At 54.6% G+C, this 14,536-nt stretch carries 9 protein-coding genes; 3 read left to right on the plus strand and 6 right to left on the minus strand.

Annotation, left to right across the window (positions count from 1 at the left end; translation table 11 throughout):
* Positions 1 to 70: 70 nt before the first annotated feature.
* Together ACAW75_RS05870 and ACAW75_RS05875 are read right to left on the minus strand one after the other, a co-directional pair.
* Entirely contained in the window at positions 71 to 940 is an 870-nt protein-coding gene (locus ACAW75_RS05870; protein ID WP_370727755.1) for a sugar phosphate isomerase/epimerase family protein, read from the minus strand.
* A gap of 166 nt (positions 941 to 1,106) precedes the next feature.
* Complete coding sequence (locus ACAW75_RS05875) at positions 1,107 to 2,375, minus strand: glycosyltransferase family 87 protein (protein ID WP_370727756.1); 1,269 nt, start codon at positions 2,373 to 2,375, stop codon at positions 1,107 to 1,109.
* A 267-nt stretch (positions 2,376 to 2,642) separates the two neighbouring features.
* Between ACAW75_RS05875 and ACAW75_RS05880 the strand changes: the two genes are divergently transcribed.
* Positions 2,643 to 5,114 carry a zinc-dependent metalloprotease gene (locus ACAW75_RS05880; protein WP_370727757.1) on the plus strand — a complete coding sequence of 824 codons (2,472 nt, stop codon included), beginning with the start codon at positions 2,643 to 2,645 and terminating at the stop codon, positions 5,112 to 5,114.
* Between the two features lie 70 nt (positions 5,115 to 5,184).
* On the opposite strand, the gene ACAW75_RS05885 is transcribed toward ACAW75_RS05880, so the two are convergent.
* On the minus strand, positions 5,185 to 6,561 hold the full coding sequence (locus tag ACAW75_RS05885) for a mandelate racemase/muconate lactonizing enzyme family protein (protein WP_370728087.1): 1,377 nt from the start codon (positions 6,559 to 6,561) through the stop codon (positions 5,185 to 5,187).
* Between the two features lie 221 nt (positions 6,562 to 6,782).
* On the opposite strand from ACAW75_RS05885, the gene ACAW75_RS05890 reads away from it, so the two are divergent.
* Positions 6,783 to 7,703 carry an RraA family protein gene (locus ACAW75_RS05890; RefSeq protein WP_370727758.1) on the plus strand — a complete coding sequence of 307 codons (921 nt, stop codon included), beginning with the start codon at positions 6,783 to 6,785 and terminating at the stop codon, positions 7,701 to 7,703.
* Positions 7,704 to 7,753: 50 nt separating this feature from the next.
* The gene (locus tag ACAW75_RS05895) at positions 7,754 to 8,197 is read left to right on the plus strand and encodes a GNAT family N-acetyltransferase (protein WP_370727759.1); all 444 of its coding nucleotides are present in this window, start codon (positions 7,754 to 7,756) and stop codon (positions 8,195 to 8,197) included.
* Between the two features lie 35 nt (positions 8,198 to 8,232).
* Here ACAW75_RS05895 and ACAW75_RS05900 read toward each other — a convergent pair whose 3' ends face one another.
* The 3 genes from ACAW75_RS05900 to ACAW75_RS05910 all read right to left on the minus strand — a co-directional run bounded on the left by ACAW75_RS05900 (position 8,233) and on the right by ACAW75_RS05910 (position 14,399).
* Entirely contained in the window at positions 8,233 to 11,790 is a 3,558-nt protein-coding gene (locus tag ACAW75_RS05900; RefSeq protein ID WP_370727760.1) for a carboxypeptidase-like regulatory domain-containing protein, read from the minus strand.
* A 56-nt stretch (positions 11,791 to 11,846) separates the two neighbouring features.
* Positions 11,847 to 12,620 (minus strand): SDR family NAD(P)-dependent oxidoreductase, encoded by a 774-nt coding sequence (locus ACAW75_RS05905; RefSeq protein ID WP_370727761.1) that lies wholly within the window; start codon positions 12,618 to 12,620, stop codon positions 11,847 to 11,849.
* A 102-nt stretch (positions 12,621 to 12,722) separates the two neighbouring features.
* Complete coding sequence (locus ACAW75_RS05910; RefSeq protein WP_370727762.1) at positions 12,723 to 14,399, minus strand: UxaA family hydrolase; 1,677 nt, start codon at positions 14,397 to 14,399, stop codon at positions 12,723 to 12,725.
* Positions 14,400 to 14,536: the final 137 nt, after the last annotated feature.

The raw sequence follows: 14,536 nt of genomic DNA on the forward strand, positions 1-14,536 counted from the left end.
GTTTCGTTGCCTTCAACGTCTTTTTTGTCATCCCTCCTGCGTCGGGATGACAAAAAAAGCTGTCGAGAATTTACACGCTCAGCTTCTGCATGTTTTTGAAGCTTACCGCGATGGCCTCCAGCGGGGTACCTTTTGTGACGGCATCCTGCTCAACGAAATAGTGCTTAACACCGCCGGTTTTGGCTGCATCCAGGATACGCTGGAAATCAACTGAGCCGGTGCCTACTTCGGCAAACTCCTTCTTCTCCGTTTTGGCAATGTCTTTCATGTGTACCAGCGGAAAACGACCGGGGTTCTGCTTGAACAGTTCAACAGGGTCTTTTCCAGCAATGATCGTCCAGTATAAATCCAGTTCCATCTTCACCATCTTGGGATCAGTGCCTTTCAGAATGATGTCGTAGCCAAGCTGCCCATCGAGTGGCTGGAATTCGAAATCGTGGTTATGATACACGAACTGGATACCCGCTTTGTGGCAGGTTTCGGCCGCTTTGTTGAAGAGATCAACAAAGCCCTTGTAGTCATCGGCTTTCTTACGGTCGGCGGGCATGATATACGCGCAGGCCATGTACTTCTGACCAATCGTATTGGCATCTTCCACGATCTTCTCCCAGCCATTCTTTAGCTGATTGGGCATGTAGTGACCGCTAGGCGAGGTAAGACCCAGACTTTTTAACTGATCTTTAAAGGCTTGTGGCGTTTTACCGAAGTATTTACCGTCGTTATACCCAAACGTTTCAACTTCTTTATAGCCGATCTCGGCAACCCGCTTCAGCACAGAATCAGGATCTTTGCTCAGTTCGTTCCGCAAGGTGTAGAGCTGTAAACCCACATTCTTGATGGGTTTAGCCTGCGCCTCAAAGCGGCTCAACAAGGGCAGAGATAACGCTAATGCGCTTGTTTTCAGAAAGTCAGCGCGAGAAATAGTGGGCGATTGTGCCATTATCAAAGGTTAGTTAATTAGAAAGACAAAAGCATTAGAAATGCAATTCTGTTTGTCAGACAACGAATAAACAAATAGGTTTATCCGAGCCATGACGTATCTATTACTTTCAGAAGATCAACAAGCGAATTACCTACTAACCAGGTTGCTTAAAACAGGGCCGCCTTTACCGCTGATCGGCATATTGCCTTTCCAACTGACTGTGCACAGTGGGGGCCTTTGCCAACTTCAGACTGCGTTCACTTAACCAGACGGCGATGATATACAGGAAAACGACGTTGTAGGTGATCAGTGTATAAGCCTGCGTATAATCGGAAAGGCGATTACCCAACAGATCACTGGTCATAAAACCAACCGAGATAGCAACGATGCACATCCAACGGCGCAGACTGGCTGCCTGCTGTACTGTCAGCAGGTGATAGAGGCCGGCCACAATAAGCAGCAGCGTGACATGGTGCCCTTCCCAGGCCACGCCAGACACCAATAACATGGTCAGGAAAGTAAGCAGGATCGCCAGAAAGGGCAGCTGGCGTTGCTTTCGGGTTAACCAGACGTACCTGTACGTGATACCCATTATCAGTAGTCTGATTGCCAGGCTGATCTTGCCAACTACCGCCGGCGGCCAGCTCACGACGTTGTATGTGATTCCATTGATGGTATCGTGGGCTGTCAGCAGCTTCGCCAGTAGTGGCGAAATACCGAACGCAATCCAGTCGGTAAAGACTTTACCGGTTAGAAACGGTTTGAACGTGATGTTCCAATAATCGAAATAATCCTGAATTCCCTGATTTACGCCCCGGAAGCCCATCAGGATAACGGCGAAAAGCGCCGTGAAGCCAAGCGCTGCAAGTACGGTCTGTTTCGGTCGCCGGAAAGCTAGTGTGACGACAAGCAACAGGGCCATTACTTTAATCCACATGGCCAGCGTTAACAGGCCCAGCGCCGCTAACCGATGTCCTTTCAGGTACGTGTATAAGCCACCAAAGCAAAGCAGCGCAATTACTTCATTGACATTTACCCACAAAATGTTGTGCCAGAAATAGCGGATACTAGCCACGAGGCCAATCACCAGAGCTACCCCTAGAGCTGCCCTGGGAAAGTAAAAACGTAGCAGTTTATAGACCAGTGTGATGATAACCAGCCAGGCTGCAAAGTTGAACAGCGTAAAGACGACCACAGCCACCGGAAACGGCATCAGGGCCAGGATCTGGCAGAATAGCACAGCTATGGGTGGATATAAAAACTCCTGAGAACCGGGCACTGGCTCATAGAGTGGTTTGTCGGCCAGAAACTTTCCGCCAACAGCCCAATAGATATACACATCGCCGTTGACACCCTGGTACGAATACTGTCGGATCGCGATGACAATGGCCAGCACTAGAAAAGCAGCTAGTAGATACCAGCGGCGACGGGCAAAGAGGAGAACTTCACTCATTTAATCGATAGACTTTGATATCACAACGTTGAGTCTCGTTCAGGCCGGTATGGCTACCCGGCGAACGTATTACCTGACATAACGGACCAACCAACTGTGTTTTGTAATGGAACCTTTAGAACGGCCCATTTTTCGATAATTAGTTAGCTTATGTACACTATAAGATCAGGAGCGGCTATAAGTCTGGTAGATTCAGGCGCCATTTTGCGAATGCGACCCCTACGGGCTATTTTTCCAGAACACTCATTATACAACCTGATATAACTTATGCGATTACTCTTTACGCTGCTGTTCGTGGTCGTGCTCAACCCGTTGGTGGCCCAGACCATCGCCACCTTCACAAACGGCATGGAGAAGCACCCGGGCTTCCTGACCTATTACTGGGACGCCAAAAAAGGCAAGATCTGGCTCGAGATTGATAAGTTCGGGCAGGAGTTCCTTTATTACCCGACCCTGGCGCAGGGGGTTGGCTCCAACGATATTGGCCTCGACCGGGGGCGGCTCGGGGCCGAACACGTCGTTCGTTTCGAGCGGAGCGGCAACAAGATCCTGCTCATCGAACCAAACTACGGCTACCGCGCCCTCAGCACCGACTCCCTGGAGCGCCGGGCCGTGGCCGAATCCTTTGCCCAGTCGGTCCATGCTGGCTTTGAGGTGGTAGCCGAAGAAGGCGCCAGAGCGCTCGTTGATCTAACGCCATTCTTACTTCAGGACGCTGTAGGCGCTGTGCAGGCGATCAGCCAGACCAGACAGGGTACGTTCCGGGTCGATGCCAGCCGGTGTGCACTCTACCTGCCACGCACCAAAGCCTTTCCGCAGAATACCGAGTTTGAAGTGACCATTACCCTTACCGGCGATCAGCCCGGTGCCTATCTGCGGCAGGTAGTGCCCACGGCATCGGCGGTGAGCATGCGGCAACACCATTCGTTCGTTGAACTTCCCCCACTCGACGGGTCGTATAAACCCCGCCCGTATGACCCCCGCTCGGGCATGAACAGTATCGATTTCTTCGACTATGCCTCACCAGTGAGCCAGCCCATCACTAAACGATACACCGTTCGGCACCGGCTGGCCAAGAAAGATCCGTCGGCCCCTGTCAGCGATCCGGTGAAGCCTATCATATACTATATGGATCCCGGCGCACCCGAGCCTATCCGGTCGGCCCTGATGGATGGTATAAACTGGTGGAACCAGGCCTTCGAAGCGGCAGGCTACCGCAATGCCTTCCAGGTAAGACTACTGCCTGCCGACGCCGACCCGATGGATATTCGGTACAACCTGGTGCAGTGGGTACACCGATCAACGCGGGGCTGGAGCTACGGTATGAGCATTGTTGACCCACGAACGGGCGAAATTTTAAAGGGGAAGGTAACGCTCGGCTCACTGCGGGTTCGTCAGGATTACCTGATTGCCCAAGGGCTAACGGCTCGGTATGAAAACAACCGCGCTGACACGGCGGCTCTTATGCCCATGGCACTGGCCCGCCTCCGGCAACTCGCGGCCCATGAGGTAGGCCACACGCTGGGCTTACCGCACAACTACATTGCCAGCACCGTTAACCGCTCCTCAGTGATGGATTACCCGCACCCACAGGTTGACATTGGTGCGAACAACAGCCTAAGACTGGATAGTGTTTACGCCGTTGGCATTGGTGAATGGGACAAAGTGGCGATTACCTACGGATACCAGGATTTCCCGAAAGGAACCGACGAGAAAGCGGCGCTCGACGCCATCATCACCAATTACCTGAAGCGCGGCCTTAAATTCCTGAGCGATCAGGACGCCCGCCCGGAAGGAAGCGCCCATCCACAAACACACCTTTGGGACAGTAACGCCGATGCCACGAGTGAACTGCTCCGCACCATGGCTATTCGTAAGATCGCGCTGGGCCAGTTCAATGAATCGAAAATTCCGGTGGGCATGCCAATGGCCAATCTGGAAGAGGTATTGGTACCCATGTATATGTTCCATCGGTATCAGGTCGAAGCGGCCAGCAAGGTACTTGGTGGTGTCACCTATAGCTATGCGCTGCGGGGCGACGGGCAGGTAGTGACCCAAACGGTAGCCCCCGATCAGCAGCGGCGGGCGCTAACGGCGCTGCTGAGTACCCTGGATCCAGCCACGCTGGCCGTTCCTACAGGCATTTTAAGCTTGATTCCGCCCCGTGCGTTTGGCATCGATGCGAATCCGCGTGAAGTGTTTAAACGCCACACCGGCCTCACCTTCGACCCGATGGGACCACCCGAAGCAGCGGCAAACCTGACCCTGCGTTTATTGCTGAACCCTGAACGGTGCGCCCGCCTGCTGAATCAGAAAGCGCTGAACCCCGCCATGCCTGGCCTGTCTGACCTGCTGACGGGCCTGATCGGCATCACCTTCGAGCCAATGCGCCGCCAGTTTGGAGAAGCCCCAACGTACCCCGAGGCAATTCGGCAGCTGACGAGCCGCCGCCTGCTGGAAAGTCTGATTGAGCTAGCGGCCAACCGCGACGCCGACAGCCGGGTACGGGCTACCGCTCACGATGCCATTCAGCGCATTCGGCTGCAATACCTGATCAACAAGCCAACTACAGCTCCACTGACGTATACGGTTACTGAGACGTACCCAAATCAGTTGCTCTGGCTGATTCATCAGTACGAAAGCAATCCACAGCAACCGATGGCCAACACCGTACTTGCCGCTCCCGACGGTGCACCCATCGAACCCGGCTACGACTGGCTCGATTGCGAACAAAACTAGTTTACTGTCTTGTTCGCAATCGAGCCAGTCGTAGCCGGGTTCGATTGCGAACAAGACAGTAAACTGTTAATTAACTCCACTCGCGGTCCCAGGAATCTTTCGTGTTCCAGACATCGGTGGGGGCAAACCAGGTGCTGCCTTTTTTCAGGAATTTCTTAGCCGCTTCTTCGTTCAGCTCTACCCCCAAACCCGGTTTATCAGGCACTTTTACGAAGCCATTGTTCACAATGGGTTTGAGGCCGGTTACAATATCTTCCCAGCCTTCTACATCCACACCGTGATGTTCCAGGGCAATGAAGTTTTCGGTAGCTGCCGCACAGTGCACGTTGGCCATCATGGAGATGGGCGATCCGGCAAAGTGCATCGCCATCGGAATCCCAGCATCTTCAGCGTAGTCGCCTATTTTCTTGGTCTCCAGAATACCGCCCGACGAGGCCAGATCCGGGTGAATCATATCCACCGCCCGCTTATCGATCAGTTTGATAAATTCTTCTTTCAGGAAAATGTCTTCACCCGTCAGCGTAGGCGTTTCGATGGCGTCTGAAATCTGCTTCCACTGATCGGCGTAGAACCAGGGCACCAGGTCTTCGAGCCACGCCAGCCGGAAAGGCTCCATCGCTTTACCAATCTGAATAGCCGTATTTACGTCGAAATGGCCGAAGTGGTCGGCGGCGAGCGGGGTGTCGTAGCCCACAATCTCGCGCACTTTTCCGACGTGCTCCACCAGCTGATCAAGCCCTTTTTTGGTCACCTGGATTCGGGTAAACGGGTGTTTGGTCATGCCGTAGTTACCTACTTTATTCTCTTTGCCTCCATACTGGTTCGTAATGTCCCAGACGTTGGCCCCAACCAGCATGTCTTTCTGGCCAGCCAGCATGCCAATGCCGAAATCCATTTTCAGGAAGGTGTACCCCTGTCCTTTCCGCTTCTTCATATTCACCGCAAAGTCATCATACGTTTTCCCTTCCGGTGTATCGGCATACAGGCGCACCTCATCGCGGTATTTGCCGCCCAGCATCTGGTAAACAGGTACGTTGAACGCTTTACCGGCCAAATCCCACAGCGCCATTTCAACGCCACAAACGCCACCTGCCGCCCGGCCATGACCGCCAAAAGGCTTGATGAGCTTAAACAATTGCTCGACATTACAGGGGTTTTTGCCCAACAACCGTGACTTCAGCATCAGCGCGTAATTAGGGCTGGCGCCGTCGCGTACTTCGCCCCAGCCAACAAGCCCCTGGTTGGTATCGATACGAATAATAGGACTGCCAAAGGGCACCCTGTCCAGATGAGCAATGCGCAGATCGGTAATTTTCAGATCCGACGGTTTTGAGTCGCGGTTCACCCGCTGCGTAGTGAACTCCAGTTCCTGGTCTACGCCAAACGGGCCTTTCACGTTGTCGAAGGTCAAGCCGACAGACAGGCCACCCAACACCGATTTTTGCATAAAATCACGGCGTGAAGGCGCCTTGGGCACAACCAGCGGAAGTGTTGCCGAGGGTAAAACAGAGCGGTCAGGCGAGGTAGATTGCCGCAGAAAGTCGAGTAAATGCCTTTTCATATAAGTGGTTAATAAGCAGGATTTAATAGGACTAAAACTACCGCTGTAAAGTAATTTACTCCTGCCAGGCCCTTCTAACGATAAATTCCTTACTCCGACCTATTTATATGAAGACCATTGGTTTACCACTCCTTTTTGCCTCCTTTTGCTTGTCTGCCTCTGCCCAGATTCAGCTTCCGAAAGAACAGCTACAATTCTACACCGCCGACTGGAAAGGCGACCGCACCGCTGACGGTCGGCCGAAGGTTTCGGATGCACTGCTGGCCCGGTTAAAAAATGTATCGCTGGAAGAAGCCTGGGGGGTGTTGCGCAGTGAAGGGTACCATAATCAATTCGAGGGCAACTGGCAGATCATTCGCCCCAATGAAGCTATGGTTGGGCGGGCCCTCACGGCCCAGTATATGCCTAGCCGCCCCGACATGGAGAAACCTATCAAGGAACTGGGCAAAACGCAGGGGCGCCAGGGCAACACCAACTCGTGGCCTATCGATATGCTTCAGAATGGCGACATTTATGTGGCCGACGGAATGGGGAAAATCGTGGGCGGCACGCTGATCGGCGATAACCTCGGCAATTCCATTTTCGCCAAATCAAAAACGGGCGTCATCTTCGATGGCAGTGTACGGGATCTGGAAGGGCTGGAAGATATTCCGGGGTTCAATGGCTGGGTACGTGGCTACGACCCGAGCTATATCATGGACATGACCATGACCTGCGTAAACTGCCCGATCCGCATTGGCCGGGCCGTTGTGCTGCCGGGCGATCTGGTCCTGGCCAAGAAAGAAGGCATTGTGTTTATTCCGGCCCACTTGGCCGAGAAGGTTATCCTGAGCGCCGAGTTCATTGCGTTGAAAGATAATTTCGGCCATCAGATGCTGCGCGAAGGCAAGTTTACCCCCGGTCAGATCGATCAGGCCTGGACCGCCGACATTACGCAGGCCTTCAAAAAATGGATCGACGCCAACCCCAGCAAGATTCCGATGCCCCGCGCTGATCTGGATAAATTCATGAAAGACAAAAACCTGTAAGAAGAGAGCCAGCCGACATGCTGGCTTTTTTTATTCCGTAGCTTTGGCCTATGATCACCCTTCGTCCGGCGCGCTCAACCGATGTATCATTCTTCTACGACTGCCTGTGCGATCTGGAAGCGGTGCAGTTAGACCTTGCCGCTTTCTCCCGAATCTTCTTCCAGAACATAACTGATCCCACGATCAGGTACGTTATTGCCGACTCCGACAACGTACCTGTGGGTTTTCTCAACTGCCACGTTCAGTGGCTGTTACACCACGCCGGGCCGGTGGGTGAAATTCAGGAAATGTATGTACTGGCGGAGTGGCGGAGCAAAGGAGTTGGTCAACTCTTGATCGAACACATGGCTGAGCAGGGGCGGCACGAAAACTGGGTCAACCTGGAGGTCACCTCGAACCGTCGCAGGCAACGTACCCATGCGTTTTACGAACGCATGGGATTCATTAACAGCCATGTGAAGCTGGTCAATTCGTTGATGGAGCCTGGACGGTAACCGAGACGAGGCTCTCAAAAAGAGGCATCGTTCATTTAACGAACGTTTATCAAGCGACTGATCGAGACGGGGCGGCCGTAGGTGGTCACCCCCTGCAAGCGCAACCGAATGGTACGAGCCGAATCAGATAGCGGAAACTTAATCGTCGAAAACCCTGACAAGCCCGTTGCCACCGCTGGTTTCCAGTACAAAACATCGCGGTGGTCGGGCCGAATCGCCACGCTATCCGGCTGACTGTCATACTTCGGGGTGTAGAACTGCCGGTCGGTCTGGAGTCCGTAGAGCGTTAATTCAGGCATCTCCGGCGCTGTTTTTTTACTTGCAATCGGCTCCCTCCTTGAGAAGAAGGCAATAACACCGGCGCCACCCCGTGAACCATAGATAGCCCCACCCCCGTTTTTAAGCACCTCAATTCGCTCAATCTCAGTCGGATTGATCGTGTACAAGGCTGTTCCGTCCTCATTTTCAGGCAGGGCCATTCCATCGAGCAGGTAAAGCGGGGCGTTGTTCTGACCAAACGAGCTTACCCCCCGCACCACCACCGAGTAACCCATGTTTCCCGGCCCGCTCCGCCTGGTTACCTGCACGCCCGGCACTCTGCCAGCCATCATATCATAAGCATTGGAGTACGACCGGGCGTTGTCGTCGAACAGGACTGTTACATCTGGCGACCCGTGCAGACTTACCCGGCGGGCGTGGCTATCGTCGTCGGTCCGACGGGCTTTTACCGTTATTTCTTTCAACTGGCGCACATCCTGGTTGCGGTACTGACCGGGATCACTCACTTGCCGTTCCTGGATAGAAGCTACAAATGGCTTTAGTAGGGTCAGATCAACTGCATACACCGAATCGACAGCAGCGAAATAATGGCCAGGTACGTTCAACTCAACGCGGGTGTTGGTAATTGGTTTGAAATCGATGGTCATTGGCCTGACCTGAACCGTGACAGAATCGCTCAGGTCGAGGCTGCTGAGCTCAAAATGGCCTTTATCATCGGTTCGGGCGGTTCGGGCAACTGTATTTCCAGACGAACCGCTGAAAGTCAGCAACAGATTGGCGTTGGCAAGCAGACGATTCTTTTTATCGAAAACCTGTCCGGTCAACGTCATACCGGTCATTGGCGGGGTGACAGCGGGTGGTTTGCCCCCGGCCATTCGCCAGTTTATTCGTCGCCAGCCCTGCGTCAATAGCAGATCATCGAGTGCCCGTCGAATCTCGGGCTGCGGCCGGTTCAGGTACTCGTTGGCAAACTCGACCCGCCCCCGCAATTCGCCGGTCAGCAACAGGTGGGTACGGATGTCGGCTTCAACGCTATCGTCGGGAACCTGCTGCGCATCGGTAATGACCGCCGAACCCGTCACGGCCACCTGTTCGCCAAATCCATCGGTTAGGCGAACAGACAGCGTAACATCTTCATGGGCTGTATAGACTGGCTTGTTGGGTGTCACCTCGGCGATGATGGGCAGAAACCGGTCGGGAATACATACCAGCCGCTCGGCCTGTGCATGCCCCAGTGAATCGAACAACGTAACCTGCGCCACCCCAACGGGCAATTTTGCCGTTGGAATCTCGATGGTGGCATTTCCTTTCTGTAGCTGAATTTTGGTCTGTTGCATCAGCCGCCCCCGACACTGAACCGTGAGGTAGACAGGCTGCGTGGCAAACTGAGCAGAGCCACGTACCCGGACGGTCAGCTTCGTGCTGTCGGTAACCAGATCGGCGGCCAAAACGATACCCGCTGAGTCGGCGGCGGGCAGCGTAACCAGCAGTGAGTCAACCCCCCAGCGTACCTGAGCCGTGTAGGTCTGATTGGGCAACGGTACCAGTTCGAGGCTCCCCATCCCCACCGTATTGGTGGCGAACTGACGCACACCAATGCCTTTTGCCGACAGGATTTGCCCCGTAATGGCAACGCCCTTTCCCCGTCGGTCAACGGCTTTGATGCCCAGCCGCGCTGGCAACCCGGTTACCCATCGCCCGCCTTCGGGCAAAAATTGAACATCGATTGGAGCCGCTTTGGCCGAAGTGGCGGGCCTGGGTACGTCATTACCTAGCGCCAGCCCATTGATGATCGACACCGTTCGCTCGAAAGCTGGCCGGGAACTACCCCGGTCGGCTTCGGTGTAGGCCCGTAAACGGTATTGCCCCGTCGCCAGCGAATCAGACAACCGGAAGTTGCCCGATGAGCGGCCGTTGGTGACCCGTATCCACTGATGGGCAACCAGCCGCCCGCCCGGAGCCACCAGGTCAACGTGCAGCGGCATTTCTTCATCACTAACCGCCTGGTCGAAAGGAAGTTGGGTAGCCGGATCGAGCGAAAATCCACTGAACCAGAGGCGGTCACCGGTACCGTAGAGACCTTTATCTGTTTGCAGATATACGGCTGGTGCTTTGTTTTGCTGCCGGGCTATCCAGTCCGATTTCAGGGAATCGATCTGGGCATCGGGCGGCAACAGAATTCCCTGGTTCGACGTGGCTGCCAGCAGCATAGCGGTTTTCGTTGGCGGTTGCCAGTCGGCAGGTAGCAGCGTAGCCAGCCGGTCGGCACTCAGGGCCCCGCGCATCTCCATGCTGTTGGGCGACACCACCCATCCGTCGACCGTAATGGTGGCTGGCCCCAGGGGCATGTCTATCAGTGAATAGGCATAAGGCAGCTCACGATAGGGTGTTAACGCACGTTGCCGGGTATAAAAGACTTCCAGCGGTTTCCGGCTGTAGAAATAACGTTCAGAGGGGATTTCGGCCTGCGTAAACAGGCTATCGGCCCTAACGGATTTGGTGGGTGGTTCGCTTCCGAAACGGATAATGGGAATCGATTTGTCGGCGCCGAGATTGATCGTCGATTCAAAAACCAAAAAACCTTCCCGTTCATGCGTGCCCGCCAGCAGACTCGCCAGCAAGTGCCGCCCCGACCCCAGGTAGGCCCGTTGCCGATTCCGTTCCCACCGCTCGGTCTGCTCGCTATTGTCGGCCTTCATCGACTCGAACCGGCTCACGCCCCCGTAGTACGTCGATCCCTTGTAACTATCGAACGAGAGCAGCTGGTAGGTAAGGCGATACCCCAGGGCGTTGTTGTCGATCACCAGCGGTTCAGAGGCAGTAGCCACCAGATGACCGTCATTCATGGAGAGCGCCACTGTTTCAACGTTAGTGATCACGCATTTATCAGCGGCCGAGTTTTCGCCGAGCAATTCGCGCTTAAACTGCTTCAGCATTCGGTTGTAGGCGCCGGTCCGTTTGGCTTTGACAGTCACAGCCTTCAGCCCGATAGCATCAGGTTTCAGCATGAACGTGACCCGCCGATTCTGCGTATCGCCTACCCGCAGTTTCTGACGCACGGTTTCGTAGCCCACCGCCGAGGCCACAAGCTCAACCGTTCCTGATGGCACGCCTGGCAGTTGGTAGCGCCCTTCGCCATCGGCCGTGGTGCCGCGCGTAGAGGCATTGACGTACACGCTGGCAAACGGAACCGGCTTGTTGGAGACGCCATCGATCACCCGTCCGGTAATCGCCATTGGTCCCTGCGCCCATGCCAGTCTGACCAGCATAGCCTGGCAGACTACCAATAAGCCAATGATGGATATTCGATTCATGACGACCGGGAAACGCTTAAAACCATTGACAACGTACCTGACTCTTCCAGAAGAACTTATGTACTTAGCCGGATAACGCCCCCATCAAGCGGATAATCGGCGCCCGTGATGAATCCCGCTTCATCTGAACATAAAAAGAGTGCCAGAGCCGCTACCTCGTCAGGCGTCCCCATGCGGCCAATAGGCTGGGCGGCTGACAGTTTAGCAAACATGTCGGCTTCCTGACCGGGGTAGTTTTTCGCCAGGAAACCATCTACGAAGGGCGTATGCACACGGGCGGGCGAAATGCAGTTGCAGCGGATGTGATGGGCCAGGTAATCTTTGGCCACCGACAGTGTCATGCTCAGGACGGCTCCTTTGCTCATCGAGTACGCAAACCGATCATTCAGCCCCAAAGTAGCCGCAATGGAGGCCATATTCAGTACCACCCCTCCACCACTGGCCTTCATTCGGGGCAACACAGCGTGCAGGCAGTTGTAGACGCCTTTTACGTTTACCGAAAAAATACGATCGAAATCGGCCTCGCTGGTTGTCTCCGCTGAGCCAATATGGGCAATGCCGGCATTGTTGACCAATACATGAATAGGGCCCGCTGCCGCCACCTGATCAACCACCGCATCAACAGTGGCCTGGTCGGATACGTCGACGCCGTAGGCATAAGCCTGCCCACCCGCCGCCTGAATACGATCAACAGCCGCCTGCGCCGCAGCCAGATTCAATTCCAGAATATGAACAGTGGCCCCTGCCGCCGCAAAAGTTTCCGAAATGGCCAGTCCTATTCCACTGGCGCCCCCCGTAATGAGGGCTGTTTTGTGTTGTAATGAAAACATAAGAAAGGAGGAAAGGGAGGAAGGGAAGGAAGGAGGAAAGGGAAGTCTGCATAAGTAAGCGTCTTTTGCTCCCTCCGTCCGTCCTTTCCTCCCCTTCCTCCACTAAAGTGATACGCCCCGCTTCCAGGGGATGAAATCGTCTTGTCCGAGCAATTCGGCTTTGGTCAGGTACGTTCCTGAGGCCAGGTCAATTAGCCAGTCGAGCAGGGCGGCGCCGTTCTGTTCAATAGTTTGCTGCCCGTCGATGACTGGGCCACTGTCGAAATCAATGACGTCGGGCATCCGGTTTTTCAGCTTGGTATTGGTCGAAATCTTCACTACCGGACTAACCGGATTGCCTGTGGGCGTACCCAGACCTGTAGTGAACAGAATCAGGTTTGCCCCCGAGCCAGCCATGCCCGTTGTGGCTTCTACGTCGTTACCGGGGGTGCAGAGCAGGTTTAGGCCCGGCGCCATGATCGGCTCGGTATAGTCGAGCACATCGGCCACAAAAGCCAGTCCCCCTTTCCGGGCGGCCCCCGCCGATTTAATGGCGTCGGTGATCAATCCGTCTTTGATGTTTCCCGGCGAGGGGTTCATATCGAAACCAGAGCCAGCGGCTTCGGCCTGGGCGGCATAGGTCTCCATCAGGTTCATGAACTTCACGGCCCGCTGATCGTCAGGCATCCGGTCGATCAGGTTTTGTTCAGCGCCGCACAGTTCGGGAAATTCGGCCAAAACCGTTCGTCCGCCCAACGTACCCAGCAAATCAGACAGGTAGCCAATGGCCGGGTTAGCCGAAATTCCCGAAAAGCCATCTGATCCGCCACATTTCAATCCAACGCATAAGTCGCTCAGTGGTGCAGGCTGGCGTTCGATCTTATTTACCTCGATCAGGTGCAGAAATGTGTCTTTGATGGCCTGGGTCATCAGTTCGTATTCGGTACCGGCCTGCTGCTCATACATCAGCAGCGTCTTTTTCCCGTGCGGGTTCTGGCGACGTACCTCTTTTTCGAGCATATCGGTCTGCAGATGCTGACAGCCCAGGCTCAACACCGTAGCCCCAGCCACATTCGGATTGTTGATGTAGCCAGCCAGCAACGAACAAAGCGCCGCCGAATCCTGCCGGGTGCCGCCGCACCCCATTTCATGCGTCAGGAATTTGATCCCATCCACATTGGCAAATGGCCGCCGTACTATCCCTTGCTGCCCCGTATGCAGGGTCTTGTTTTGCTCTGGCGCCACAAAAGGCTCCATCTTACGAATCACGTCGAGCTGGCCGTGCTGATACAAGTGTAAGAGCTCACGGACCTGATCGCGATAGATGTCAGCCTGTGCATAGCCGAGTTCGCGCTCAAACGCGTCTTTCAGCGTCAATACATTCCGGTTCTCGCAGAAAACCAGCGGAATAACCAGCCAGTAATTACGGGTCCCTACGCGCCCGTCGGCCCGGCGATACCCCATAAACGTTCGGTCGGCAAACGCCGATGCATCGGGTGGCTGGTAGGTATAGGGCTGCCGTTGATCTAGTCCGTAGGGGTCGGCCTCGTGGCGCAGATTGAACGTGGTGATAACTTCACCCTGCCCGATTGGCTGCGTTGCCCTGCCCACTGTTACGCCATACATATAAACGGGATCACCGGGCTGCCGGGCCTCCGTCACGAATTTATGTTTGGCCGCGACGCCGTTCGGCACCGTATAGGCATGACCGTCATGATGCACCACTGCCCCCGCAGGCAAATCGGCCAGTGCCACAATGACGTTATCGTCGGGATGAATTTTCAGAATAGTGTCTGACATGAAATAGAACGTTACTCAATCGGTAAGTAACAGAAAAAGTAGCCTTGTAAGGCGATATACCCTTAGTTACTCCTAGTTACGTAAGCTAAAACTTTCCGGGAAGATTTGCGATTATTCGCACCTTTTGCCAACATTTG

The organism is Fibrella arboris (genome assembly GCF_041321095.1).
GTDB lineage: Bacteria > Bacteroidota > Bacteroidia > Cytophagales > Spirosomataceae > Fibrella > Fibrella arboris.